We start from the raw sequence: 26461 nt of genomic DNA on the forward strand, positions 1-26461 counted from the left end.
TTGTCATGCTTGAATTTGCCTCGTCCGATGCAGTGCGGACGACCGGCGAAGCGCCCGGTGTTTGCCTGCTCAACCCTGATACGTTGTTGTTAAGTTGGGATACACCCACCCGTTTGTGGGAAGTTCCCCGGCTTGAAACGATTGATGGTGCTGCGATTTCACCGCAGGCCACATTGCGGTTGCCACTTGACGGGGGCGGGACCCGGTTGTTGCGCGTCATCCGCCGTCCCAAGGATGAACCGATCACAATTCTGGCCGAGGCCGGAACGCTGGGCCGCAAGGACGAGATCACAATTGATCCCGATGGCGATTTTGAATTTGCCAGTGCATCAACGCTGCTGAACGGGGTGACGCCTGCCGGGCGGCTTTCGCTGGTCTCGACCCTTCTGGGGATGTGGGCAAGCCTGTTTCGACTGCGCCTGTCCAAAAGCTACAACAGTTTCCTTCTTCAACTGGTGGCCGAAATTGTCGATCGGCCCAAACCGGCCAAGGCGGTCGCAAAGCTTTCCGGTGAAAAGATCCTGCTGGCCACGGCATTGCCCGATGCCTTTCACGATATCGAGGCCGTCTTCATCGTCGCCCCCTCGGGGTTCAAGCGCTTAACGCAGCTTCCCCATATCAGCAAGACCGGGCCGCGCGGCCAGAAACTGGTTTACATGATTGCCGACCAGCCAAGTACCGCATCCGGGGCCTATATGGTCGTGACCGGCGTGCGCACGCTGGCCATTCGCCATTTGCCCGATGTTTCAACCCTGCCGTCTTTGGCGCGCTGGTGGCAAACCAAGGGCAAATCAGATGCTGATTTGCGCGAATATATCATCGGGTCGCTTGCCCGTGCGGACATGAAATCGAGCAAGGCCGCGATTGAATTCCAGCTCCGCTGTCCGCTTTCAAGCCAGCGCGTCTCAGGTGGCGGATCGCTTCCCAGTGGCGAAGTCGATCTTGCGGTCACAACAGCGCGCGGCACCTTGATTGGCGGCTGGTATCGCGATCCTGTCGATATGATTGCCAGCATCGATCTTCTCGATAGCAACGGTATCGCCCATCCATTCGGCGACGGATTTTATCGTTATCAGGGCAATGTGCAGGACGATGGCCAGACAGTTCCGGCAACCGGCTTTGTCGGTTTTTATCAGGATATCCAAAGCCCGGTTCCGATCCTTCAGCCCCGAAGCCTGATGCGCCTGAAATCGGGCAACCGTCATCTGATGGTGCCCCCCGCACAGCCGATTGACCCGGCCGAGGCCCGTGCGCGCATCCTGCGCGCCGTCCCGCCGCAACACCTGACGTCAGAGATTATTGAAAACTGCCTGGCACCGGTGATTGGCGATCTGCAGCAAAAGCTGATGGCATCCGCCAAGGTTGATCGCGTGATTGATATCGGCACCCCGCATGATGACCCGGATGTCTCTATCATTGTGCCGCTTTATCGTGTTCTTGGCTTCCTGCGCGCGCAAATCGGCGCCTTTGCCTGTGATGACTGGGTCGCGAAATATTGCGAACTGGTTTTTGTGCTCGACTCCCCCGAACAGGCCGAGGAATGCGAACATCTGTTGCGCGGTCTGCATGTTCTCTATGGCATTCCGATGCGTCTGGTCGTGATGACCCGCAATGGCGGCTATGCCCGGGCATGTAATGCCGGTGCCGAAAACGCACACGGCCATTATCTGGCAATGCTCAATTCCGATGTGATCCCCCATACGCCCGGCTGGGCCCAGGGGATGGCGTCCAAAATGGGCGGCCCGGATGAGGTCGCGGTGGTCGGGCCGAAACTTCTGTTTGAAGATGGCTCGATCCAGCATGCCGGGATGTATTTTGCCCGCAATGAAAGCGGCAAGTGGCTGAATTATCACTATCACAAAGGCATGCCCGACCAGTTCCGGGATGCCAATATTGAACGCTCGGTCCCCGGTGTCACCGGTGCCTGCATGATGATCCATCGCGATGCCTTTGACGCGGTCGATGGCTTTACCGAGGACTATGTCATTGGCGATTACGAAGACAGCGACCTTTGTCTGAAAATTCGCAAGGCCGATTTCGACATCAAATACGTCCCCGATGTCAGCCTCTATCATTTTGAGCGCAAATCCATCTCGACCCATGCCGATTACATGCGCGGGGTTGCTGCTGAATATAACGCCTGGCTGCATGCGTCGCGCTGGGCAGATGCGCTCGAAGATCTTCACACCAACGGTGTGCCGCAAAACCGATCGCGAAAAACCCCCAACGGAGAAGCGGCATGAGCCAGGTTCTTGCACTGTCCGAACACCAGTCCCCGCTGACATCCGATATCAGCGATTCCCATCTTGCCTGGTTGTGCGAACAGATCATTTCCAACCGTTTCCTTCCGGTCCCGCCTGAAGAAGACGTTTTTGTCGGCGATGGCGATTACCGCGCCATCGGGGCGGAATTCCTTGGTCATTTTGTCCGCATGGCCGGGCTTAAAACCACCGAGGATGTTCTTGATATCGGCTGTGGCATCGGCCGGATTGCCGTGCCCCTGACACAGTTCCTCAATCCGAAACAGGCGATCTATCGCGGCATGGATCCGGTGCGCGGCGGCATTGACTGGTGCAAGCGCGCCATTACACCAGCCTATCCGAATTTCCGGTTCGAGTGTTCGGACATCAAGAACGAACTCTACAACCCCGAAGGCGAAATCAGCGGGCGCGGCATGCGACTGCCCTTTCAGGACGGAACATTCGATTTCACCGCAATGATCTCGGTGGCGACCCACCTGCCGCCAGACGAAATCGAAACCTATTGTTCCGAGGTCTTTCGTGTGCTGCGCCCGGGCGGTCGGCTGTTCTTGACCGCCTTTGTCATCCGCGAAGATGACGACCCGTCAAATCCCGATCGCGATGCGCGCCTCAAAGGCTTTGAGAAGGCCGAAGGTCAGCCTTGCTGGCACCTGCGCGGTGAAAATCCGATGGCGGCCGTCGGTTTTGACGATGCGTTTCTTGAGGATGCCCTGACCGGTGCCGGGTTCGATATCCACACCAAAAGCTTTGGCACATGGCGCGGCGAAACGGCCGCCCATTACCAGGATTTCCTGATTGCCCAGAAACCACGGAGGACCGCATGAATCCCCGGATAATGGTGCTTGCCCATAATCACCCCGATCTGCATCCAGGCGGGACTGAAATTTTCGCCCATGATCTGTTTCATGCCTACAAGCGGGCGGAATGCGATGCGCTTTTCATCGGCGCGACCAACGATGTTCACCGCGAACGCCGCCCGGGCACAAGTTTTCAGGCGATCAATGATGCCGGCGATGAAATGCTGTTCTGGGCCGGGCATTTTGACCGCTTCAACATGTCCCAGACCGATCTTTATGCCGTCGCCCCGGATTTCGCGCGCCTTTTGAAAAGCTGGGCACCGGATGTGGTGCATATCCATCATCTGGTCCTGTGGGGCATCGAATTGCCGATGCTGATCCGCCGTGTTCTGCCGAACTGCAAGATCGTGATGACCCTGCATGACTATTATCAGATCTGCCCCAATGACGGCCTGATGATCCATCGCGGAACCAAAACCCGCTATACCAAGGCCGATGCCACCGGGCGGCTGTCCGGCCTTGATGGCTTTACCCCTGATCAACATGCGATGCGGGCTGTCAATCTGCGCAACCATCTGCGTGCGGTTGATCATTTCATCTCGCCCAGTGAGTTCCTGCGCGACCGCTATATCGAATGGGGCATCAACCCCGACAGGATTTCGGTGATCAACAATGGTCGCCCGACTGTCCCCGCCGCGCCAAAACGCGATATCGGGGCGGCTGGAATGCCCAATGTCTTTGGCTATTTCGGCAATCTCAACCCGTGGAAGGGCGCAGATGTCCTGCTTGAAGCCGGGCGAATTCTTTCGGCAGACGCGGTCGATTTCAATCTGCGCATTCATGGTGCGGCCCTGTATCAGACCGATCAGTTCACCAGTCGCATCACCGATCTGGTCGAACAAAGCGGCCCGCAGGTACACCATATCGGGGCCTATCAACGCGAAGATATCCCCGATCTGATGGCACGGGTCGACTGGGTCGTTGTGCCCTCGATCTGGTGGGAAAATGCGCCTCTGGTCATTCAGGAAGCCTTCCAGCATGGCCGCCCGGTGATCACCAGTTCAATTGGCGGCATGGCCGAAATGGTCCGCCATGGCCATGACGGCATTCATGTCCGCCCCGATGATCCGGCCGAACTGGCCAGGGTGATGAAGGACTGCGCAACCAATCCGAAACTCTGGAAAAAACTGTCGGGCCATGTCCGGCCCCCGGCCGGGATTGACGATGTTGCCGAGCAATATCTGGCGATGATCCGCCGCATGGTTCGCCCTGATTTTGTTGCGGCCTGACGTTTAACAAGGAGGCCACTATGGCTGTTGCCGAAAAACAGACGATGGAAGAAACCCCGCCGCCGACCCCGGCGTCAACAGGTGCGCAAGATGCCGAACAAACCGCACCGACCCTCGAAGGGCGGGTTGATGCCATTGATCAGAACCGCCTCTATGGCTGGGTCTGGTCACCGCAAAGCCCGGATGCCCGGATCGAGGTGGTCGTGCGCCTGAACGGTCATGCCCTGCTGCGTGAAACCGCCGAAAACGAACGTGTCGATCTGCGCCGCAACGGTATCGGCGATGGAAAACACGCCTTCGAAGTCGAATTGCCCGATGCCGCGGTTGCCAGTGTCGACAGTCTGACGGTCTGTGCTGTCATGCCCGGCACCAAGGAAGAAATCACGCTGCGCATCCCGTCGCAAAGCGAACAGGAAGCCCACACGGCGCTCAATGCCCCGCTTGGCAAAATTCTTGATCGTCTGGACCGCCTGCTGGCCGCACAGCACATCCTGCAAAACGGTCAGCGCGAAGCCGCCAAACGTCTGGTCAGCGCGTCCAAACGCATGGACGAACTGGCGTCCGCCGATGATGGCATCGAAGCCGGGGTGAAACTGGTGCGCAACGGTCAGGAAGAACTTTCAAGCCGGGTCGATGAACTCGAAGTCTTTCTGGTGCGCTTTGATAAATCGCTGGGTGGCTTTGACGAACGGCTTTCAGCCCTGACCGCACGCCACACCAATGATCTTAAAACCCCGTTGCTGATCCTGTCCTGCCTGATTGGTGTGACCACCGGGTTGGCAATCGGCGCCTTTGTCTGGTGATCGTCATGGCACGGCAATCATTCGTTTTAGAGCACACGCGTAAACACAAGGAGGCCCGGGCATGACCGAACACCATGGAATGCCACTGGATGGCAGAACCGTCGTCGCCGCCTTGGTCGATGAAGGTCTGGCTTTGATGGTCGGGGTGGGAAATGCCCTGCCGGCAACGATTGATATTTACCTCAACAGCCAGTCTGACGCCAAAGTCCAGGCATCCATCATTTCATGGCGTCGCCACGATGCGGAACCCGACAACGCCTATGGCTTTGTGGCCCTTCTGCCGATGAAGGATGTCTCCGCACGTCGTTTGAAAACCGCCCTGTTCCGCGGCGCGGGCAAGCCGCGTGAATACCGCATCGACAATCGTCAGCAACGCATTGAAGCGGTTTTGTCCTCTGTTGCGGATCAATCCGGCCCGGCCTTTGCCACCGTGATTGATGGCCTGATCGAAGCCTTGCTTGCCGGCGACCCGGATAAAAAACGCCTCAGCAAGGTGGCCGCACTTGTACAAAGTGCGGCACGCAGCAACGGCTTTATCGAAGTGCTCGGCGGGCTCGAAGAAGGTGATGTTTATATTCAGGGCTGGTCAAGCGGCTTCCCCACCGGACGCACCCGCGTCATTGCAATGGCGGATTCTCCGATACTGGCGGAACTGACCAGTGCCGATTTCCAGCGCGATGATCTGGGCGACGAGGCATCCGGTGTAACTGGCCTGATGCTGGGCGATAAGCCGATCAATCCGAAAAAACTCAAACGGGTTTACTTCCGCGGCCGCGACACCTGGTACTCGATCGAGGTGTATCAACACCGTGTTCTGGTCGCACCACCCGATGTCCCGGCCCATATTCGCTCGGTCCTTGATCGTGTGCGGGCACCGGAAAAAATCCTGCATACCCTTAAAATGGCCGCACATCGTTTTGATGGCCGCGACACGGTATCCGAGCTCGATCGCCCGGTCCGTATCGGCATCGATTTCTCACTTCTGATCGAAGGAAGCGGGGTGTTGATTTCCGGCTGGATGCTTGATCCCGACCGTGCGGTCAAGGATGTGTCATTGCGGGTTGGCGGTGAAGTCGTCCGGATTGACGATCACTGGACGCGCCAGTCACGCGCCGATGTGACCGATGCCTTTGCCAATGATCCGATGTTTTCTGGCATGAACCCGGCCCGGAATAATCACGGCTTTTTGGTATTTTGCCCGTTGGATGTCACCCCGCCATCCGATCAGGCGACCTATCTTGAACTGGGCATCAGTGATGCCTTTCCGGCCTATTGCCCGCTGAACCCGACGCGTGCGTCCGCCCGTCAGGCCCTTTCACGGGTTTTGCCCTCGCTTGATCCGCGGTCGGTCACGGCCTCGAACAGTATCGAACGTCAGTTCGGCCCGATGTTGCAGGCCATGACGGCACAGCGCCCCTATGCGGTGGATATCCATGATATCGGCGACTTTGACGAAGACGCACCGGTGACCCTTGTGGTCGGTGTCGATGACACGATCAATGATATCGGCGTCACCATTGCCCTGCTGGGCCTTGATAGTGCCACCCGCCATCTGCCGATTGTCATTGCCGGACCGGTCGAAAGTTTTGATCAGGTTGGCAGCGAAATCTTGCGCCTTGCCGCCTTTTACAAACTCAACACCCGGATCGTTTTCGCCGAAGGGGTCGAAGACTATTGCGATGCGCTCGAAGTCGGTGTGGATGCCACCAATTCCGAAACAGTCGGGCTGGTGTCGGCACACATTCTGCCACGCGATGATGGCTGGTTTGATCAGTTGCATGCCGCCTATACCAAACGCGGCAACAAGGTTCTCGTATCGCCGACCATCCTGTTTGAAGACGATTCTGTCCGTTGGGCCGGGACCTGGATCAACAGTAATGCCAATGGCGGGCAGTATCTGTCGGATCGCTATGTCGGCTACCCTTGCGCGGTTCTTGCCGATGCCCAGCCCAGCGAAGTCAGTGCCGGCACGTTGGAATGCTGCATTCTGCCGCGCAAGGCCTTCAAGGACAGTGACGGCTTTACCCGTGGCTATATCGGTCCGGCGGAAAAAAGCCTCGACCTTGCACTCAAGCTGCGCATGGCGGGGACGCCATCCTACTGGATCCCCGATGTCGAAGTACTGGGCAGCGAACAATCCATAAGCAAAGCCCCTGCCTGGGAGGAACTATCCAATCGTCTTGACCGCTGGGCGTTTGATCGCCGCTGGTCATTGGTCGTTTCAAACTTGCGGAGCCACAACAATGCCGTCGACTGATTTACGCGTCCTCGTTATTTCGCACGGCCATCCCAGCATCTCGCTGGGCGGGGCCGAAGTGGCCTCCTACAACCTGCATAAAGGGTTGAACAAACTTGACGGGGTCGAAAGCTTTTATCTCGCCCGTGTTGGCAATCCCGTGCCACGTCACGGCGCCTCGGCCCTGATGAGCCTGCGGCAAAAGGAAAACGAAATCCTTTATCACGCGGAAAACTATGATCACTTCCTGCTGTCCAACGGCAGCACGGATGAAATTGATCGGGATTTCCTGCGCTTTGTGAAGGATTACGAACCCGATGTCGTGCATTTCCATCACTATCTTGGCCTTGGGCTCGAAACCATCTATGCCATTCGCGAAGCCCTGCCCGAAACCGCGATTTTCTTTACTTTCCACGAGTTTTTGACGATCTGCCACAATCACGGGCAGATGATCAAAAGCGGCGGAACCAAGCTGTGCAACCGGGCCAGCCCGATTGATTGCAATGGCTGTTTCCCCAATATCTCGCCGGCGTCGTTTCTTCGGCGTGAACGCTTCATCAAGGCGATGCTGGAACTGGCCGATCACTATGTCTCGCCCAGTGAATTTTTGGCTAACCGCTTCATTGACTGGGGCATGAAGGCCGAAAAGATGTCGGTGATCGAAAACGGTCTCGACATCAATGAACGGGCCAAGGACCGCCCGCTTTCCAAAACCCAGCCGCGCCGGTCACGCTTTGCCTTCTTCGGGCAGCTCACGATGTTCAAGGGCGCTGACATCCTTCTCGATGCCGTCGGGCGTGTGCCTGATGAAATCTGGGGCGATGATGCGCGGCTGATGATCTTTGGCGGTAACCTTGATCGCCAACCCAAGGAATATCAGGACAAGGTCCATGACCTGATCGAAAAGGCCGGCGAACGTGTCCGCTTTTACGGGGCCTATCAGAATACCGAAATGCCCAAGCTGATGGAACTCGCCGACTGGACGATCATTCCCTCGATCTGGTGGGAAAATTCGCCGGTGGTGATCCAGGAAGCCTTCTTCCACGGGCGTCCGATGATTTGTTCCAACATTGGCGGCATGGCCGAAAAAATCACCGACGGTGTCAATGGTCTGCATTTCCGGGTCGGAAGTGCCGAAGACCTTGCTGATCGGATGATCGAAGTTCTCAGCGACAACAAGATCTGGGATCGGATGCGCGAGGGAATACCAAGCGTGACGACCTATCAGGAATGCGCCGAGCAACATCTCGCGCAGTATCGGGAGGTTCTGGAAACGCGCCGTATGTCTGCAAAGGCTGCGAGCCCGCAAACCGTGGCAAGCACGGCATGAATTCAGAACAAAAACGTGATCAACCAAGGAGAGACAACATGGCGCGCGTTCTCGTAATGATCCCGTCCGGCGAAGTCTACGACCACGACTGCGTCCGATGGTACAACTATCAGGATGTTCAAAAGAGCATCAATCACTACCACAATATCGGGGATGCCTTTGTCTTCGATTCATCGCTCAAACTGATGAATTACGACAAGCTTGGTGTCTTGCCGATTGCCGATCCCAAGATGGAAGACATCGACCGCCTTCGCGAGGAATATGACTATGTCTTCCTGCGCGGCTCGAACTACATCCATTCCGATATGGACTGGCGCAATACCATCGACGTTCTCAAACGTTTGAAACTGCCTGTTCTGGGTTTTGGCATCGGTGCGCAGGCCCCGGTCAAAGGCAAGATCGAACTGTCTGAACAGACCAAAACGGTTCTGCGGATGATGGCCGATTCCACCACCTCCATCGGGGTGCGCGGGGCCTATACCGCACAGGTTCTTTGGGATCTTGGCATTACCAATGTCCGCATTGTCGGCTGCCCGACCGCGTTTAGGCAAAACAATCCCGACATGCGCATCAAGCTGCCATCGCTTGATAGCGTGAAGAATGTCGGCATTACGCTGCGCCGTGAAGTTTCACCGGCCTACGCCCAGGACATCAAACGGTATCTGACGTTCCATCGTGATCTGGTCAAACATCTCGCAGACCGGTTCGATGACATGACCCTGATGGCCCAGGGCGAACCCGAAGAGAAAAAGCTCGTCTTTGGCAGCAACGCCCAGCGCGAAGAAGCCATGCAGGCGCTCAAAAACAACGACTGGGTCAAGAACTGGTATCTCGATGACACGATGGAACGCCTCTATCGCGAGAAGCTGTTCTATTCCGATGTCGTATCCGATTACGAAGATCTGGTCCGGACCAAGGATTGCGTGCTGGGCTATCGCCTGCACGGCAATCTTATGGCGCTGTCCAATGGTGTTCCGTCGATTTACTTCACCTATGACAGCCGTACGGTCGAATTCGCCGAAACCTATCAGATCCCGTCCTATGACGTGTTCTCGGAAAAGGAATTCGTGCTTGAGGATTACTGGAATCAGGATCTGTTCGACAAGTTCAACCGCGCCTGGTTCCAGACCTATCGCGAAATGGCGCAGTTCCTGACCGAAAACAACATCGATCACAAAATGGTCGATGTCATGAAAGCTGATACGCAGCCTCAGCGAAAGGTCGCGTGATCCCACCCGGTATGGCCGTTCTGGCGACCCGGATCGGGATCGCCGGGCGGCCGTGCCTTCCAAAGCAGCCTGAACCAAAACAGGCAACATCAACAAGGAGACACGGCAATGACTGTACTTGTAACAGGTGGCGCAGGGTATATCGGCAGTCACGCGGCACTTGCACTTCTCGATGGCGGGCGCGATGTCGTCGTGCTGGACAATCTAAGTCAGGGGCATCGCTGGGCAGTGCCAACCGGGGCGGCCTTCGTTGAAGGTGATTGTGGCGACGAAGATCTGGTGCGTCGTGTCATCGCCGAACATGATGTGACGGCCATCATGCATTTTGCCGGGTCGATCATTGTACCGGACTCGGTCATCTATCCGCTGGAATATTACCGCAACAACACGGTCAATTCGCGTGCGCTTTTGCAAGTTGCTGTGGATAACGGCGTAAAGCATTTCATCTTTTCCTCGACTGCGGGGGTTTATGGCGAACCAAAAGCCACCCCGATTAACGAGGACTTTGCCCTTAAGCCGATCTCGCCCTATGGCACATCAAAAATGATGACCGAAAAGATGTTGGCCGATGCCGCCATTGCGCATGATTTGCGCTATGTCGCGCTGCGTTACTTCAATGTTGCCGGTGCTGATCCCAAAGGCCGTTCCGGCCAGACATCGCGCAAGGCAACCCATCTGATCAAGATCGCAAGCCAGGCGGCAACCGGTACGCGTCCGCAAATGGCCATTTACGGCGAAGATTACGAAACCCCCGATGGCACCTGCATTCGCGATTACATCCATGTGTCCGACCTCGCCAATGCCCATGTTCTGGCCCTTGAATATCTTGAACGCGGCGGCGAAAGCGACGTGATGAATTGCGGTTATGGGCGCGGTTTCTCGGTGCGCGAAGTGATCGGTGCAGTCAAAAAGGTGTCTGGCGTTGATTTCGAAGTCGAACTTGCCGACCGTCGCCCCGGTGATCCGGCAGCCCTGATTGCGGCGGCCGATCGTATTCGCCAAAAACTCGGCTGGACGCCGGTTCATGATGATCTCGATGACATCGTGCGCCATGCCCTTGATTGGGAACAAAGCCTTAAATCCCGCGAGGTCAGTGCGGCTTAACCGCACCTCGCAAAACCTGCACTTCCAGACACGAGCAACGGTTCGAAACAACGTCAAAAATGACACGAACCAAACACGCAGGAGCATAAAATGGCACCCGAACTCCCCACCGGGGGGCGCAAGCCCCGTATTGGCGTATTAATGCCCGCTGGCCGTCTTGAGGGCAATCTTGGTGTTGTCACCCACACCTATAATGCGCCGGAAAAGGCAAAGACGTTATTCACCAATATCGGTGACTGCTTTGTCTATGATTCCTCGCTGCGCATTCTCGACTATTCCGAACTTTTTCCGATCTATGTGCCCTCTGACGGCAATATTTCGGAAACCCAGATCGAACAGATCAATCGGCTGGATTACATCTTTCTGCGCGGATCGAACTATATCAACACCAACGGTCAATGGGACCCGATCACAGCGGTTCTTGAAAAAACCAAGGTCCCCGTGATTGCCTTTGGCATCGGTGTTCAGGTTCCTGACAATTCCGAAAACTACGTCAATGAGTCGACCCGGCGTTTCTTGAACCTGGTTGCAGATCGCTCGGCATCGATTGGCGTGCGCGGCAATCTGTCGAAAAAGGCGCTGAATTCGATCGGAATCAAAAATGTCCGCATCTTTGGCTGCCCGACGGCGTTCCGTCATTGCAAACCGGAACTGAAATTGCGCCGGGTTAATGCCGCATCAATCAAAAGGCTGGGCTTTACGCTTCGCCGCAAGACACATGGTTTCCAGACCCAGCAACGCTTTATGCTGCGCACACTGGCCGAACGCTACGACACGGAAATTCTGTGTGCTGGCGAGCTTGAAGAAAAGCAGATCTATTACGCCCGATCCAAACAGGTCGAAAATGACGCATCTGTCATGGACGAGGCTGTCAAAAAACTGACTGCGGAAAAGTGGTTCTACGGCCCCAGGGATCCGTTGCTGGACCTTTATAAATCATCGCTTTCGGTGTTTGAAAGTGTCGCTGATTTCGAACGGGCCGAACAGAACCTTGATGCGGTGACCGGCTATCGCCTGCATGGCAATTTGCTGGCCTTGGCCAACGAAGTTCCGGCCCTTTATGTCACCTATGACACGCGCACCCGCGAATTTGTCAAAACACTTGGCATTCCGTTCGTGGATGGTCGCTACATGGACAAATTCTCGTTCGAGGAAGCTTGGGATAACGCCGATTTCGATCTGTTTGAGCAGACCTATCAGAAGCGTTTTGGCGATCTGAAAAACTTCCTTGAAGAAAACAGCATGGCACACCGTCTGGGCAGTACCCCGGCCCCATACGTCGCAGAGGCGGCGTGACCTTGCTGTCTGGTGCGTGGCGTAACCCCCAGTAACGCCACGCACCACACTTTCTCATTTGATTTCAAACCTGGCGGGTGAAACCTTGGGCACACTTCGTTTCTCAAAACGCATCACAGGTCTCTCGGCATTCCTGATCGGATTGTCGGTCGGGGGCATGTTTGGCTGGAACCCGGATTTACGGGCCGCCGAGGTAACTGTTTCGGGCACCGAAACCGTCATCTTTGATAGCGACGTCACCGGATGTGACAACCATCATCTGCCCGATTCACCGGCGCGCGCCTTTCGCAACAATCAGGGCAAAATGGTTCTGTTTGCGCCGAACTTTCAGAACCGGGCCTTTGTCGGTTATGGCTTTAACAGCCTGAAACCCGATTGCGACAGCCGCTTCAAGGCCGCGGGCAAAGCCGTACCAGAACTGCTTGATGACCGCACCTGGCTTCAGGCGATCTATACCCGTGACGGGCGCAATGTTTATGCCCTGGGCAGTGCCAGCTTCATGCCCTATCGCCATGACATGCCGTGCAAGGGCCGGACAAAACGCACTGATTGCTGGATCAATGGGCTGGTGACGCTGAAATCCAGTGACGGTGGCAAGACCTTTGATTATCTCGGCAACCCGCCCCATCACGCGCCGTTTCCGCCGCCAGAACCCTATCGCGATGATCGCAAACGCGCGCCAAGCTATGTGACGGTGACCAACATCATCTCCTGGCAGAACTACTATTACGCCATTGTCTGGCGTCGCGCCGATAACTGGGAAGAGTCGCGCAATTGTCTGGTGCGCGCCCCGATTGATGATCCCAAACGATGGGATGTCTGGAACGGCTCAAGCTTCGAGCTGGCCGCAACCCTGACCGATCAGGGATGGTCGGCACGCGAAACCGAATGCGCGCGCGTCGGGCCGGTGGGTGTTTCCTCCATCCGCGGTCTGGTCCGCCACGAAGGATCAAACAGTTTCATCACGGTCTACCTTCATCGCATTCGCAAAAAGGGCGAACCCGACATTGCCGGCTTCTTCTATTCGTCCTCGACGGATCTCAAAAACTGGTCGGAACCCGAACTGCTCTATCGCCAGCCTTTGCAACGCGACGCGGCAGAGGGCGAGACCTTTTCGGCCTATCCGTCGATCATCGACGAAGACAGCACAGATCGTCTGTTTGGCACGGTTGATGACGAAGCCAGCCTGGTTTTCGTCCGTCTTGTCCCGAAACCCTACAAGGATCGCTGGCGTGTGCCGCGCCAACTGATCCGTGTTCCGATCTCGATCAAGGAGTAATGAACAATGCCTGTCGAATTTACCGCGTTTGATATCGAAGGTCCGGTTTTGTTTGTGCCCACCCGACATCGGGACAAACGCGGTGTTTTTGCCGAAACCTTTCGCTATGACGATTTCTGCGAGGTGGTGGGTGATATTGATCTGGTACAGGAAAACCATTCGATCAGCGTTCCGATCAACACCATCCGCGGCCTGCATTTTCAAACCAGCCCCTATGCCCAGGGCAAACTGATCCGCGTGACACAAGGTGCCATCCTTGATGTCGCGGTCGATATCCGCCCGCGCTCCGCGACCTTTGGTCAACACATCAAGATCGAACTCAGTGCCGAAAACTGGTACCAGCTCTGGATCCCCGAGGGCTTCGCCCACGGCTTCAAAACGCTTAAGCCCGACACCCATGTCATGTACAAGGCATCGAACTATTACAGCCCCGACCATGATCGCGGCATTGCCTGGAACGATCCTGATCTTGCTATCGACTGGCAGCTTTACGGGCAACAGCCGGTGGTGTCCGAAAAGGACAGCAGACAGCCTCTATTGTCCGATCTGGACCCTGAAATCCTTGGTCCCATGGGGCACACGCCGCCAAACCACGATTTCGCACCCCTCAATCTCAACCGCGCGAATGTCACGGTTTTAAGTGCCAATCCATCGTGATTGGCCCACCGTGACTGTATTGGGTGCGCACTGGTTGCCCATCCAGTCTCCCTGTCCGATGCGCACTCAATCCGGAAATGGGCCCGTTATCGGGCCCATTTCTTGAAACACGCTATCCTTACCTAACCAAACACATTGAAGTCCGGGCCATAGGGATCACCCTCGGCATGGTGGAATATCCCGAAATCACCGGGTGTATTCCGCGTAACTTGATGCGCAGGCAAGTGCTCGGTCATTCTGGGGTGTGGCGTGGATCAAACAATGCCCCGTGGGTCTGGATGACCTTTGCCGAAAGGCTCTGTCCGGCCCGGATGGCATCGGAAATCTCCGCACCGTCCAGTCGTGCTGCCAGAAAGGCCGCATTAAACGAGTCGCCGGCACCGGTCGCATCAACAACATCAGTCACCGGTGGTGTCTTGATGCTTTGCGTCGTGTCACCTTTTGAAAACCAGCACGCTTCCTTACCATTTTTAACCACCACCTCAGGCACCCCAAGATCGCGATAACGCATGACGGTTTCTTCGGGTGAACGGTCCCCGAACAGTTTGGCCTCGTCGTCAAAACTGGGCAGGACAATGTCCGATATTGCCGCGACCGCGCGAATGACCTCCGCACAAATCTCGGGGCTTTCCCACAGAACCGGACGGATGTTGGGATCAAACGCAATTCGGGTGCCTTCCGAAAGATCGCTGAGCAGATCAATCATTGCCCCACGGCGATCCGGCCCAAGAATGGCAAGCGTAATTCCTGACAGGTAAATTACGTCGGTATTGCGTACAGCACGGGCAAGCGATGCAATATCATCGGCCATTTTGCGCGCCGCCGAATTTTCACGCCAATAGGTGAAAACGCGATCACCGTCTTCCTGATCAATCAGATAAAGGCCCGGCCGTTTGCCCTGCAGACGTTGAATGGCGCTGACATCAATGCCTGCATCGGCAATGAATTTCACAATCCGTTCGGAATACCGATCTTCGCCAAGGGCCGTGACATATCCGACATGCCAGTCATCTGCCGTTGTCGCATTCCGGAAGTGCCATGCGGTATTTAACGTATCGCCGGCAATGCCCATTTTCCAGCGGTCATCCGCACCGCCCGCCATTTCGATCATGCATTCCCCGCAGGAAACAAACCGCTTTGCCGTCATGGTTTAAGCTCTTGCGCAATCGCGTGATCAGCACCTTCCAAAAGCAAGAGTGACAGGCGGGCGATCACCGCCTCACGCCAAGCCGCACTTTCCTTGAGACCTTCGGGCATCCAGTCTTGCAAATGTGCCAGCCGGTCATAAATGGCGGCCGCCTCCTGATCATCGCCAAGGGCGGCAACAATATCGTCTGCGCGCGGATCGTTAAGGGTCTGAGCCGCCTCGCTCGCATCTGCCCCATTGATCCGTGTGCGCATGACAGCAAGCCATGCCGCAAAGCAAAGGGCAAAAGTACCAAGCTGTTTCGGCGCATTTAGCATCTGCAATGCCGGGGCAAAAATCCGCTGCGGCAGTTTTTCGGTGCCGTCCATCGCAATCTGGCGGGTTTCGTGGGCGATTTCCGGGTTACGGAAACGATCCACCAGCTCGGCGCCGTAGTCGGCAAAATCAATACCCGGCAAAGGCGTCATGGTCGCCGCTGCATTTTCCATATGCCGTGCAACCAGTTTGGCAAACATGTCGTTTGCCATCGCATCGCGAACATAACGATACCCGCCCAATTGCCCGACATAGGCAATCAACGAATGACTGCCATTAAGCATCCGAAGCTTCATCAATTCATAGGGTTCGACATCCTTTACAAGGATGGCACCGGCCTTTTCCCACGCGGGGCGGCCATCGGGAAAATCATCCTCGATCACCCATTGTGAAAACGGTTCGGTTTCGATTGCTGCCGGATCGTCATGGCCGGTAAGGCGCTTTGCATCGGCAAATGTTTGTGCCGTTGCGGCGGGTGTGATGCGGTCGACCATGGTCGAAGGGAAGGATACATTTTCGGCAATCCATTGACCAAGATCCGGATCGATCTGCTGGGTAAAATCAATCACACCGGCGCGCAACAGATGGCCATTGGCCGGAAGGTTGTCGCACGAAACGATGGTGAAAGGGCGAAGACCTGCATCCTTGCGGCGTTTGAGCCCGGCAACCAGAATGCCGACCAACCCCGATGGTGCGTCGATCTTTTCAAGATCGTGTTTGATGGCAGCATGGTTGCGCTGCACCTTTCCCGATCGATCAATGCCATAGGCCTTCTCGGTCACCGTAATCGTCACAATCCGGATCGCCGGATTGGCAAGGGCGGCAATCACCGGTGCCACATCGCGTGCGGCGGCAAGGGCGTGCGTCATGCTTGTAATCTTGCGCGCCTTCGGCCCATCGGGATGGCGTTCGATAACATTAAAGCCACAACCTTGCGCATTCAGCGCATCGACAATCTCCGTACTGCGCAGACTAACACCAATAATGTGCCAGTCGCCTTCCTCTGCCGCCATGGCGTCTTGGGTATAGACCGCCTGATGTGCACGGTGGAAGGCACCGATACCGATATGCACGATACCGGCACCTGCCATCGGCAAGTCCGTTCCGGGTTCCGGCGCGTCGGAATATGTCATTTCTTACTCCGCAAGCTGGTCAAGTCGTGCTGAAAGGGCGGTCATCACGCCGCGCAGCTCGGCAAGGCCCTTCAGACGGCCAATTGCCGGATAGCCCGGCTGTCCCTGGCGGTTAAGATCATCAAGAATGTCCTGACCATGATCGGGGCGCATTGGAATCTGCCAGTCTTCCCGACCGGCGGCTTTGCGTCGTGCTTCCTCGCGCAGGATCTGCTCGATCAGGGCGACCATGTCGGTATCACCCCCCAGATGTTCGGCTTCATGGAAGCTGCATGGCAAACCTTCGCTTTCACGTGTGGTGTTGCGCAGATGAATGAAATGCACCCGCTCGCCCCAGCGTTTCATCATGCCCGGCAAATCGTTGCCCGGATGAACGCCAAGCGACCCGGAACAAAGGGTAATGCCGTTTTCGGGAATATCGACGGCTTGCATGACAAAGGCATAATCGGCTTCTGTCGACATGATGCGCGGCAGCCCCAAAAGCGCAAAGGGCGGATCATCCGGGTGGCAGCACATGCGAATGCCAACTTCGCGCGCCACCGGTACGACTTCTTCAAGAAAGGCGACCAGATTGGCACGAAGCGTATCGGCATCAATCTCGGCATAGGTGGCAAGAAGCCCGCGCAAATCCTCAAGCGAAAGGTTCTCGACCGAACCCGGCAGACCAAACGCCACGGTGCGTTCAAGTTCCGCACGGCGGTCTTCGGACATTTCACTGAAACGGATTTTGGCATCCGCAACAATGGCAGCCGGATAATCATCTTCGGCACCGGCACGGCGCAGGATGAACAGGTCAAACGCGACAAAGTCGGTCAGATCAAAACGCATGCAGGTCGCACCGTTTGCCAGACGCCAGTTCAGATGGGTGCGCGTCCAGTCAAGAACCGGCATAAAGTTATAACAAACAATGCGAATGCCGGATTTCGCCAGATGACGCAGGCTTTCCTTATAGGCCGCGATATGGTCGCGCCATGGGCCGACCTGCCGTTTGATCGATTCTGAAACCGGAAGACTTTCAACCACGTCCCAGGTCAGGCCGGATGCGCTGCCGTCTTTCATCGTCGCAATCTCGGTGTGACGCTTGGCGATTTCTTCTGGGGTCCAGACAGCACCGCTGGGGATGTGATGAAGGGCGGAAACCACGCCATGTGCACCGGCCTGACAAATATCGTCAATGCTCACGAGGTCATGGGGGCCGAACCATCTCCAGGTTTGTTTCATATGCTTCTCTCTGTATTGGCGTGAAGTCTGCAATAGCGACTATAACTGCTCTCGATAATATCGCGCCATAATTATGTTGACTAGTATGGTAGTATGCAATAGGACTCGAAAAGGCAAGGAGATATTGATGGGCGATCCCGAACACAACGACTGGGAAATCACGCACGATCAGGCTGTCGGCACCCAGATCCATCGCATCATTCGCGAACGGATCGTGTGCACCGACTTGCTTCCGGGCGTGCGATTGTCCGAAGCCGAACTTGCAAAACATTTCAATGTCAGCCGTCAGCCCGTCCGCGAGGCGTTTATCAAGCTTGCCGATGAAGGCTTGCTTGAAATCCGCCCGCAACGCGGCACCTATGTCAGAAAAATTTCTGTCGCGGCTGTTCTTGATGCCCGCTTCGTCCGCGAGGCAATCGAGGCCGACATTGCCGGTTTCGTTGCAAAAGAACCGGACGCTGCGTTTCTTGCCCGTCTCGAACAATTAATCGCCGAGCAACGCAAAGCCATGAAAGGCGATGCACGGGCTTTCCTTAAACTTGATCATGATTTCCATCGCTGCCTCGCCGAAGTCGCAGGCAAAACCTATGCCTGGAAAATTGTCGAGGATGTCCGCGCCCAACTCGATCGCGTGCGGTATCTCAGCTACTTCCAGTTTCCGATGGAAGAAATCATTGATCAGCACGTCGGAATTGTTTCGGCAATCACATCACGTGATCCCGAACAAGCCAGCGCAGCCATGCGTGAACATACTCGTGAAATTCTGCATACGCTGCCTGATATTGCGCGCTCCAGAACGGAGCTATTTGACGACGCAGACAAGATTGCGCCGTCACCCTAAGGCATCACCAAATAGGGAGGAAAAGATGCTTACAATACAATCAACCAAGAAACTGATACTCGCCGGCGCAGCCGCCATCCTGATGAGCAACTCTGCAATCGCAGCAGAGATGACGCTCAAGCTTGGCCACCTTGCAAATGAACAGAACGCCTGGCACAAGGCCGCCGTTAAATTCGGCGAGGAACTGGCAACCCTCACCGATGGCCGTATTGAAGTTCAAGTCTTCCCGAATGAAACCCTTGGCAAGGAAATTGATCTGATCAATGGCATGCAACTTGGTGCCGTCGATATGACAATTACCGGTGAAAGCCTTCAGAACTGGGCACCAAAGGCCGCTCTTCTTGCCGTGCCTTATGCCTACAAAACGCTTGAAGACATGGATGCTGTTGCCAGTGGCGAAATCGGCGATCAAATTGAACAGCAGATCATCGAAAAAGCCCGTATCCGCCCGGTTGCCTATTTTGCCCGCGGTCCGCGCAACCTGACCTCCAACCGCGAAATCAAATCACCAGATGATCTGAACGGTCTGAAACTGCGTGTTCCAAACGTTCCGCTATTTGTTGATGTCTGGAAGTCGCTCGGTGCACAGCCAACCCCGATGGCCTTCTCCGAAGTCTTTACCTCCCTGCAGGCAGGCACGATCGACGCACAGGAAAACCCGCTGGCTCTGATTGACTCGGCAAGCTTCGATGAAGTCCAGGACTTCGTGAACAAGACCGAACATGTTCGCTCGTGGATTTACCTGACGATCTCGGAAATTACCTGGGGTAAGCTGTCTGACGCCGACAAGGAAGCCGTCATGGAAGCCGCAAGTCGCGCACAGGCGTTTGAGCGTGATCTGTTCACCGCCGACGAGGAACGCCTGACCAAAGAACTTCAGGAAAAGGGTATGACCTTTGTCGAAGTCGACAAGGATGCCTTCGCCTCCAAGGCCAAAGACGCCGTTCTCGCAAACGTTTCCGATGAAATTCGTCCGATTGTCGAAGATCTGTTTGCTAACTAAATTCTGCCGGTTCGGCCGCGTGATTGCGGCCGAACCTTTTTCGACGGGGAAGTAACGTGCTTTCAGCCAGATTATACGCGTTGATCATAGCATTGTGTCGGGTTGGAACAGGGGCTGCTTTCGGCGTTCTGATTGCCACGGTCCTGATACAGGTCTTTTCGCGGACCTTTTTGCCCAGTTCTCCGGTCTGGACCGAAGAACTCACCCGCCACGCGCTGCTCTATATGGCCGCCTTTGGGGTTGGCCTGTCTTTTCGCAATGGTGAACTGGTCAATGTCGAGATCGTCTGTGACCTGCTGCCCCTGCGACTCCAGCGGGCATTGATGTTTGTTTCTGCCGCACTTACTGCCGGTTTCTGTTTGTTATTGCTTTCGCCGGCATGGATGTTTGTTTCAATCGGCGTGCTGCAAACCTCGCCGACCCTCGGGGTCCGGATGGACTTCATCCACGCGACTGTTTTCATATTGATTGCCGTTCTCTGTCTTTTTGCGGTTCTGCGCATCATCCGTATCATTGCCGGCGTCTCTGACGGAAAAGCCGAAGACACGACAAAGGACCTCCCATGAGCCTCGCAATTCTATTTGGCGTTTTCGTCCTCGGCCTTGTCATCGGCCTTCCGGTTGCGGTGACACTTGGGCTTTCCTCATTGTGTTATCTCCTGATTGAAGGCATCCCGCTTGTCGTCATTCCGCAAAAACTGTTTGCCGGAATGGATGTCTTTGTCCTGCTTTGTATTCCGGGCTTTATCCTTGCCGGGAACCTGATGAATGGCGGCGGCATCACGCCGCGCATTGTGCGCTTTGCCAATGCCTTGGTCGGCTGGATGCGTGGTGGACTTGGTCTGACCAATGTGACGGGATCCATGCTGTTTGGTGGCATTTCCGGAACCGCGGTTGCCGATGCGGCATCAATTGGCGGGATGATGATCCCGGGCATGGTGCGCGCCGGATATACCCCGGCATTTTCCGCTGCTGTGACGGCGGCCTCATCGACAGTCGGTCCAATCATTCCGCCAAGCATGCCGATGATTATCGTCGGTGCGCTTTCGGGGATTTCGGTTGGCAAGATGTTCATCGCCGGTGCCATTCCGGGCATTCTGATGGGGCTTGCCATGATGGTGACCTGCTACATCATTGCGGTTCGGCGCAATTTCCCCCATCAACCCTGGCAGGGATTTGGTGAACTCGGCCGCTCCTTTACCGGTGCCTTCTGGGCGCTTGCGATGACCGGGCTGATTATTGGTGGTCTGCTCAGTGGTATTGCCACGCCGACCGAAACAGCCGTGATCGCCAGCGTCTATGCTTTTGTTGTCGGTTGTTTCATCTATCGCGAATTGCCGCTGCGCAAGGTGCCGAAAATCATCATCGATAGTGCGGTGACGGCGGCTGCCATTCTGGCGCTTGTCGGGCTGGCAAATGTGTTTGGCTGGATTTTGGTCTCCGAACGCATCCCGCAGATGATCTCCGATACGGTTCTGTCGATTACCGACAATAAATACGCCGTGATCCTTCTGATCAATCTGGTGTTGCTGGTTGTCGGCATGTTCATGGAAACCATTGCCGCGCTGATCATCCTGTTTGTGCCGCTTCTGACCCTTGCGACCAATGTCGGCGTCGATCCGATTCATTTCGCGGTCTTTGCGGTCCTGAACCTGATGATCGGTCTGACAACCCCGCCGGTGGGTATTTGCATGTTTATTTGTGCGAACATCGCAAAGGCACCTGTTTCCACCGTGATCCGGGCACTGGCACCGTTTCTGGTGACCAATATCCTGATCCTGTTTCTTGTTTCCTATATTCCGGCGCTGTCAACCTGGCTGCCGTCCCTGATGGAGTAATCAATGCAAACACGTGTTTGCCGGCTCTATGGCCAAGACGATCTGCGGATCGAAACTGAAGCAACCACCGATCCGGTCGGCGATGAAGTCCTGATCCGGGTCGGGGCAGGCGGCGTCTGCGGTTCGGACATGCATTACTATTTCGAAGGCGGGATCGGTCAGATCCGTGTCCGCGAACCGATCATTCTTGGTCACGAGGCTGCCGGTACAATTGTCGCACTCGGTCCGGATGTCAGCGGCTTGTCCGTCGGGCAGAAAGTCGCGATTAATCCAAGTCATCCGTGTGGCACCTGCAAATATTGCCAGCAGGACCTGCATCAGCATTGCCTGAACATGAAGTTCTTTGGCTCGGCCATGCCGATGCCTCATATTCAAGGTGCCTTTCGTGATCTGGTCAATGTCGGGCAGGGGCAGTGCCATCTGATCAGCGATCAAACAGATATCGGCAAGGCGGCCTGCGCCGAACCGCTGGCTGTCTGTCTTCATGCGGTTGCGCGTGCGGGCGATCTGTCGGGCAAAAAGGTGCTGATTACCGGTGCCGGTCCAATCGGAAGCCTCTGTGCCGCCGCGGCCAAACGTGCTGGTGCCAGCGAAATCATCGTGACCGACCTACAGGATTTTGCCCTCGATGTCGCCCGTCAGATGGGGGCAACCCGCACCATCAATATCGCTAATGCCGCCGATGACCTCAAACCCTATGAGGCCGAAAAGGGCCAGTTTGATGTCTGTCTGGAATGTTCGGCTGCACCGGCGGCACTCCGGACAGCAATTGCGACCCTGCGCCCGCAAGGCATTCTTGTCCAGGTCGGGGTGGCCGGTGAAATGCCCGTACCGTTCAACCCGCTGGTTGCCAAGGAACTCACCATTACCGGTACCTTCCGCTTTCACACCGAATTTGCCGAGGCGGTTGGCATGATTGATCGCGGCGAGATTGATGTCGCACCGATCATCACCCAGACCTTTGCGCTTGAAACCGCAAAGGACGCCTTTGACGTCGCCCGCGACCGCAGCAAATCGGTCAAGGTTCAGCTTTCCTTTGCCGACTGACTGGCTTGTTTGATTTGGTGAAAACGGGCCCGATGCAGGGCCCGTTTTCTTTTTCCGTTCTATCCGACGACGTTAAATTCCGGGCCATATGGGTATCCGGTGATGTTTTCATTGCCGTCTTCGGTGATCACCAGAATGTCATGTTCGCGGTATCCACCCGCCCCCGGATTGCCCTCGGCAATGGTTAACATCGGCTCCATGCTGATCACCATGCCCGGTTCAAGTTTGGTGTCGATATCTTCACGCAGCTCAAGCCCGGCTTCGCGGCCATAGTAATGCGACAGCACGCCAAAGCTGTGCCCGTAACCAAAGGTGCGATATTGCAGCAAATCCCGCTCGGCAAAGAACGCGTTGATCTGCTCTGTCACCTGCGCGCAGGACGCACCGGGTTTGAGCAAGCTCATGCCATATTCATGGGCCGCCACATTGGCCTCCCAGATTTTCAGGCTGGCCTCATCGACCTCGCCGACAAACAGCGTACGTTCGAGTGCTGTGTAATAACCCGAAATCATCGGAAACGTATTAAGTGACAGGATATCGCCCCGTTTGAGCTTGCGTGCGGTTACCGGGTTATGCGCCCCGTCGGTGTTGATGCCTGACTGGAACCAGACCCACGTATCGCGATATTCCGCATGCGGAAACCGCTTGGCGATTTCAAGTTCCATCGCATCGCGCCCGGCCATGGCAACATCAATCTCACGCACGCCTTCCCTGATCGCATCGCGGATGGCATAGCCACCAACATCGGCGACCTGCGCCCCATGGCGGATCAGGGCAATTTCGGCGGCTGATTTATGCATGCGCTGGCGCATGGTGGCGGGTGCGATGTCCTGCGTGCTGGCGGGTTTCAGGAATTCATCCATCAACGCCTTTTGCACAAGGCTCAGGTGATCGCCCTCATAACCAATCACCTTGCCCGGCCCGGTGACGGACAGGATCGCGCGCCAGTAATTGTTTCGCGCCCAATCGGTATAGGTGATGTTATCGCCATGGCATCGCCGCCACGGTTGGGCGGCATCAATCCCGGCACTGATCGTGACACTTTCGGATGCGGTGACGACAAGCCCGTAAGGCCGGCCAAAGGCGCAATAGAGGAAGCCTGAATAATAGGCGATGTTATGCATGGAAGTGAAAACACAGGCCTCAACACCGGTGTCATTCATGATCTTGCGCAAGCCCGCAAGACGGGCATCATATTCGGCCGCCTCAAACGGCAGCACGCGGTCACCTTGGTGAAAACGGTAAAATTCCGGGCGATCCATAAGCGCGTTCCCTTTTTTACGCGTTGCGCATGCAAAGGGACAAAGACCTCCCCCTGTCATGACAACGACAAAGCAAGATCCCGGCGTTCAGGATATGTATGGTGATGGATTGGGCGCGTGCTTCTGATCGTTCTCACGCTGGCGACGCCATCGCCTGCCCACCGAGACATATTGAGAGATGGGCGCAAGTTGGCAAGCAAAATCTGCATCGCCATATCATTGATCACAGTCACCCGCCGCGCGTTCGGATATGGTCGCGGTCATCACATCTCTTACCAGCGGCGTTACCATACGTTCGTATGATAAATCTGGCGATTTAAAGTACTTTATTAACGGCTTGGCGCTTTACTGTCAGAGAATAAGCAAAAACCGCGAGCAATAACGGATATTCGGCGTGGCAGAAGAAAACGACGACAACGAACAAGGCGGCAGGACAGCAGCCAACGCAGCGATGAAACGCATCGCCGAAAAGGAACTGCGCGAGATCCGCAAACGTCAGCGCCGCAAACGCATGATCGTGTTCGGCCTGAGCTTCTCTCTGCTGTTCCTTGCCATCTTCGGCAGCCTGTTTACCATCAAGTCCAACCTTGATCTCAGCCGCAACATGGTCCGCAGCCCCGAAGTCCGTATTCTGGGCTATGACGGTGCGCTGCTTGAAACCATCAAGGGCCACTATAGCCAGGATGTCTCGCTGACTACTTTGCCCGAACGGGTTCAGAACGTTTTTGTCGCCGCCACCGATCCGACGTTTTTTGATCATCTGGGGGTTTCGGGTGCGGATGTCGCGCGCATGTTCAGCACCGAAAATGCGCCTGGCTCAACCATCACGATGAAGGTCGCGCGCAGCTTTTTCAAAACCAAGGACAGCGGCCCCGGCCGCCACATCCAGGAATTTCTTGTCGCCCTTTGGCTGGAATGGAGTTTCAGCAAGAAAACCATTTTGCGAAGCTACCTTGAACGCGCCTATGTCGGGCGCGGCATCTTTGGCATCTCGGCGGCATCGCGTCTTTGGTATGGCGGGCCTGCCGAACGCATGACCCTGCATCAGGCCGCCGTTCTGGCCGCCGCCATCAGCGACCCTGAAACCTTCAATCCACTGTTTTATCCGCGCGAAACCGCCGAAGAAGCCAACAAGATCTTGGCCCGTCTTGCACAGTACAAGTTTATCGAGGCTGATCGCGTGTCGGCCCTGACCTTGCTCGAACCGAAACTCGATGTGCAGTACGAGGAAAACGTCCTGTCGGGCTATGTCGTTGATATGGTGCTCGAAGAAGTCGCCGATATTGTCGGCTACAGCAGCCGTGACATTGATGTGCTCACCAGCATCGACTGGAAAATTCAAAATCTGGCACAGGAAATTGTGCCGGAAATCGCCGAACTGCGCTTCAAGCCGCGCGGGGCGTCACAGACGGGATTGCTGTCCATCAGCCCCGAAGGCCGCATTCGCGCCCTGATCGGCGGACTGAATTATTCACCGTTCCAGCGCAACCGCGTCACCGACGTCCGCCATTCGCCCGGGCGGATGATCAAGATCGCGACCTATTACTATGCGCTCAATGAAAACAGCGATCCGGCCCAATGGGTGCGCGATAACCGCATGGCGGTGGGCGGCTGGCGTCCGATCAACCCGGATCACGACTATATGGGCATGATTTCACTGCGCGAGGCATTTGTGCGTGATGTCAACACGGTGCCAACCAACCTTGCCGATCACTTTGGTCTGTTGAATGTCCGCCAATATGCCCACAATATCGGCATCAAAAGCCCGTTATCGAGTGATATCAGAACCGTCGTCGGCCTTGATCCGGTAACGATCACTGACATCACCGCCATTCATGCCCTGCCGCAAAACTCCGGCAAACCACCCCAGATGACCCTGATCAACCGGGTGTCCTATACGGGTGATAATAGCACCCCCCCGGTTTATCAGCGGGTCGAGGAAGTGCAGGAAAAACGCCTGACCGACGAAGGGATTCAGGCGTCCTACGTTTTGTTTGCCAGTGTCACCGACCCGCAAGTGCGTCTGGATCGTCCGTTTGCCGGCTATGGCACGGTGGCCGGTGGCCGCACCGATGCATGGTATGTCGGGTTCTCGTCCGATCTGATCACAACCGTCTGGGCGGGGAATGACAATCGGTCACAGATGGATGTCCGCGGCGAGGTAGAACTTGCGTCTTTGTGGCGGTTATTTATGCTGGAAGCGCATGATGGTTTACCCATCCGTTCCATGGTCCGTGCATCGTCTGAACGCCGTCGCGCAGGCGATGGCGTCAAGGATCTGTGGAAAATGGGTCAAGTTGACAGTGCAAGCGGACAATAACGGATAAAACCGTCGCAAAACGGGGAGACGGGGGACTCCCTCCTCGGTTGGGAC

At 56.0% G+C, this 26461-nt stretch carries 21 protein-coding genes; 17 read left to right on the forward strand and 4 right to left on the reverse strand.

The window, feature by feature from the left end; all coding sequences use genetic code 11:
- Positions 1-5: 5 nt before the first annotated feature.
- From FHI25_RS06790 to rfbC, 11 genes are all read left to right on the forward strand, one after another.
- Positions 6-2243: a glycosyltransferase gene (locus tag FHI25_RS06790; protein WP_008888991.1), complete on the forward strand. Its 2238-nt coding sequence runs from the start codon at positions 6-8 to the stop codon at positions 2241-2243.
- The gene (locus tag FHI25_RS06795; RefSeq protein WP_210516194.1) at positions 2240-3085 is read left to right on the forward strand and encodes a class I SAM-dependent methyltransferase; all 846 of its coding nucleotides are present in this window, start codon (positions 2240-2242) and stop codon (positions 3083-3085) included. The genes FHI25_RS06790 and FHI25_RS06795 overlap by 4 nt, the downstream gene beginning before the upstream one ends.
- Positions 3082-4347, forward strand: coding sequence for a glycosyltransferase family 4 protein (locus FHI25_RS06800; protein ID WP_210516196.1), 1266 nt, complete (start codon positions 3082-3084; stop codon positions 4345-4347). Before FHI25_RS06795 ends, FHI25_RS06800 begins: the two co-directional genes overlap by 4 nt.
- Positions 4348-4367: 20 nt before the next feature.
- Positions 4368-5150, forward strand: a complete 783-nt coding sequence (locus tag FHI25_RS06805) for a hypothetical protein (RefSeq protein ID WP_210516198.1) — start codon at positions 4368-4370, stop codon at positions 5148-5150.
- Between the two features lie 61 nt (positions 5151-5211).
- Entirely contained in the window at positions 5212-7407 is a 2196-nt protein-coding gene (locus tag FHI25_RS06810) for a hypothetical protein (protein ID WP_210516200.1), read from the forward strand.
- Entirely contained in the window at positions 7394-8716 is a 1323-nt protein-coding gene (locus tag FHI25_RS06815) for a glycosyltransferase family 4 protein (RefSeq protein ID WP_063085926.1), read from the forward strand. The genes FHI25_RS06810 and FHI25_RS06815 overlap by 14 nt, the downstream gene beginning before the upstream one ends.
- 38 nt (positions 8717-8754) lie before the next feature.
- Positions 8755-9945 (forward strand): polysaccharide pyruvyl transferase family protein, encoded by a 1191-nt coding sequence (locus FHI25_RS06820; RefSeq protein ID WP_008888997.1) that lies wholly within the window; start codon positions 8755-8757, stop codon positions 9943-9945.
- Positions 9946-10053: 108 nt separating this feature from the next.
- A complete protein-coding gene (gene galE, locus FHI25_RS06825; RefSeq protein ID WP_210516202.1) occupies positions 10054-11049 on the forward strand; it encodes a UDP-glucose 4-epimerase GalE in 996 nt (331 codons plus the stop codon).
- A gap of 90 nt (positions 11050-11139) precedes the next feature.
- Positions 11140-12345: a polysaccharide pyruvyl transferase family protein gene (locus tag FHI25_RS06830; RefSeq protein WP_210516204.1), complete on the forward strand. Its 1206-nt coding sequence runs from the start codon at positions 11140-11142 to the stop codon at positions 12343-12345.
- Positions 12346-12430: 85 nt separating this feature from the next.
- On the forward strand, positions 12431-13624 hold the full coding sequence (locus tag FHI25_RS06835; RefSeq protein ID WP_210516206.1) for a hypothetical protein: 1194 nt from the start codon (positions 12431-12433) through the stop codon (positions 13622-13624).
- Positions 13625-13630: 6 nt separating this feature from the next.
- The gene (rfbC, locus tag FHI25_RS06840) at positions 13631-14281 is read left to right on the forward strand and encodes a dTDP-4-dehydrorhamnose 3,5-epimerase (RefSeq protein ID WP_210516208.1); all 651 of its coding nucleotides are present in this window, start codon (positions 13631-13633) and stop codon (positions 14279-14281) included.
- Positions 14282-14513: 232 nt separating this feature from the next.
- Here rfbC and FHI25_RS06845 read toward each other — a convergent pair whose 3' ends face one another.
- From FHI25_RS06845 to uxuA, 3 genes are read right to left on the reverse strand one after another with little or no spacing between them, the layout of a single operon-like run.
- Positions 14514-15428: a sugar kinase gene (locus FHI25_RS06845; RefSeq protein WP_210516210.1), complete on the reverse strand. Its 915-nt coding sequence runs from the start codon at positions 15426-15428 to the stop codon at positions 14514-14516.
- Entirely contained in the window at positions 15425-16876 is a 1452-nt protein-coding gene (locus FHI25_RS06850) for a mannitol dehydrogenase family protein (protein WP_210516212.1), read from the reverse strand. The genes FHI25_RS06845 and FHI25_RS06850 overlap by 4 nt, the downstream gene beginning before the upstream one ends.
- Positions 16877-16879: 3 nt before the next feature.
- Positions 16880-18097, reverse strand: a complete 1218-nt coding sequence (gene uxuA / locus FHI25_RS06855) for a mannonate dehydratase (protein WP_210516214.1) — start codon at positions 18095-18097, stop codon at positions 16880-16882.
- A 127-nt stretch (positions 18098-18224) separates the two neighbouring features.
- Here uxuA and FHI25_RS06860 point away from each other — a divergent pair, with 127 nt between their 5' ends.
- Genes FHI25_RS06860 through FHI25_RS06880 form a run of 5 tightly spaced genes read left to right on the forward strand, consistent with a single transcriptional unit; the run spans position 18225 to position 22825 of the window.
- Positions 18225-18938 (forward strand): GntR family transcriptional regulator, encoded by a 714-nt coding sequence (locus FHI25_RS06860; protein ID WP_210516216.1) that lies wholly within the window; start codon positions 18225-18227, stop codon positions 18936-18938.
- 25 nt (positions 18939-18963) lie between these two features.
- Positions 18964-19941 carry a TRAP transporter substrate-binding protein gene (locus FHI25_RS06865; RefSeq protein ID WP_210516217.1) on the forward strand — a complete coding sequence of 326 codons (978 nt, stop codon included), beginning with the start codon at positions 18964-18966 and terminating at the stop codon, positions 19939-19941.
- Positions 19942-19997: 56 nt separating this feature from the next.
- The gene (locus FHI25_RS06870; protein WP_210516219.1) at positions 19998-20507 is read left to right on the forward strand and encodes a TRAP transporter small permease; all 510 of its coding nucleotides are present in this window, start codon (positions 19998-20000) and stop codon (positions 20505-20507) included.
- Positions 20504-21778 (forward strand): TRAP transporter large permease, encoded by a 1275-nt coding sequence (locus FHI25_RS06875; RefSeq protein ID WP_210516221.1) that lies wholly within the window; start codon positions 20504-20506, stop codon positions 21776-21778. Before FHI25_RS06870 ends, FHI25_RS06875 begins: the two co-directional genes overlap by 4 nt.
- A gap of 3 nt (positions 21779-21781) precedes the next feature.
- Positions 21782-22825, forward strand: coding sequence for an L-idonate 5-dehydrogenase (locus FHI25_RS06880; protein WP_210516223.1), 1044 nt, complete (start codon positions 21782-21784; stop codon positions 22823-22825).
- A gap of 59 nt (positions 22826-22884) precedes the next feature.
- Here the strand turns inward: FHI25_RS06880 and FHI25_RS06885 are convergent, their stop codons facing one another.
- Positions 22885-24087: a M24 family metallopeptidase gene (locus FHI25_RS06885; protein ID WP_210516225.1), complete on the reverse strand. Its 1203-nt coding sequence runs from the start codon at positions 24085-24087 to the stop codon at positions 22885-22887.
- A 394-nt stretch (positions 24088-24481) separates the two neighbouring features.
- On the opposite strand from FHI25_RS06885, the gene FHI25_RS06890 reads away from it, so the two are divergent.
- Complete coding sequence (locus tag FHI25_RS06890; RefSeq protein ID WP_210516227.1) at positions 24482-26407, forward strand: transglycosylase domain-containing protein; 1926 nt, start codon at positions 24482-24484, stop codon at positions 26405-26407.
- Positions 26408-26461 lie beyond the last annotated feature (54 nt).

Origin of the sequence: Thalassospira sp. ER-Se-21-Dark, assembly GCF_017922435.1 — a bacterium.
GTDB lineage: Bacteria > Pseudomonadota > Alphaproteobacteria > Rhodospirillales > Thalassospiraceae > Thalassospira.

Coding starts and splice junctions, on each gene's coding strand:
- FHI25_RS06815 (WP_063085926.1), top strand. CDS start 7,394: ATGCCGTCGACTGATTTACGCGTCCTCGTTATTTCGCACGGCCATCCC.
- FHI25_RS06880 (WP_210516223.1), top strand. CDS start 21,782: ATGCAAACACGTGTTTGCCGGCTCTATGGCCAAGACGATCTGCGGATC.
- galE (WP_210516202.1), top strand. CDS start 10,054: ATGACTGTACTTGTAACAGGTGGCGCAGGGTATATCGGCAGTCACGCG.
- rfbC (WP_210516208.1), top strand. CDS start 13,631: ATGCCTGTCGAATTTACCGCGTTTGATATCGAAGGTCCGGTTTTGTTT.
- FHI25_RS06865 (WP_210516217.1), top strand. CDS start 18,964: ATGCTTACAATACAATCAACCAAGAAACTGATACTCGCCGGCGCAGCC.
- FHI25_RS06795 (WP_210516194.1), top strand. CDS start 2,240: ATGAGCCAGGTTCTTGCACTGTCCGAACACCAGTCCCCGCTGACATCC.
- FHI25_RS06850 (WP_210516212.1), bottom strand. CDS start 16,876: ATGACATATTCCGACGCGCCGGAACCCGGAACGGACTTGCCGATGGCA.
- FHI25_RS06810 (WP_210516200.1), top strand. CDS start 5,212: ATGACCGAACACCATGGAATGCCACTGGATGGCAGAACCGTCGTCGCC.
- FHI25_RS06845 (WP_210516210.1), bottom strand. CDS start 15,428: ATGACGGCAAAGCGGTTTGTTTCCTGCGGGGAATGCATGATCGAAATG.
- FHI25_RS06805 (WP_210516198.1), top strand. CDS start 4,368: ATGGCTGTTGCCGAAAAACAGACGATGGAAGAAACCCCGCCGCCGACC.
- FHI25_RS06875 (WP_210516221.1), top strand. CDS start 20,504: ATGAGCCTCGCAATTCTATTTGGCGTTTTCGTCCTCGGCCTTGTCATC.
- FHI25_RS06885 (WP_210516225.1), bottom strand. CDS start 24,087: ATGGATCGCCCGGAATTTTACCGTTTTCACCAAGGTGACCGCGTGCTG.
- uxuA (WP_210516214.1), bottom strand. CDS start 18,097: ATGAAACAAACCTGGAGATGGTTCGGCCCCCATGACCTCGTGAGCATT.
- FHI25_RS06830 (WP_210516204.1), top strand. CDS start 11,140: ATGGCACCCGAACTCCCCACCGGGGGGCGCAAGCCCCGTATTGGCGTA.
- FHI25_RS06820 (WP_008888997.1), top strand. CDS start 8,755: ATGGCGCGCGTTCTCGTAATGATCCCGTCCGGCGAAGTCTACGACCAC.
- FHI25_RS06800 (WP_210516196.1), top strand. CDS start 3,082: ATGAATCCCCGGATAATGGTGCTTGCCCATAATCACCCCGATCTGCAT.
- FHI25_RS06790 (WP_008888991.1), top strand. CDS start 6: ATGCTTGAATTTGCCTCGTCCGATGCAGTGCGGACGACCGGCGAAGCG.
- FHI25_RS06860 (WP_210516216.1), top strand. CDS start 18,225: ATGGGCGATCCCGAACACAACGACTGGGAAATCACGCACGATCAGGCT.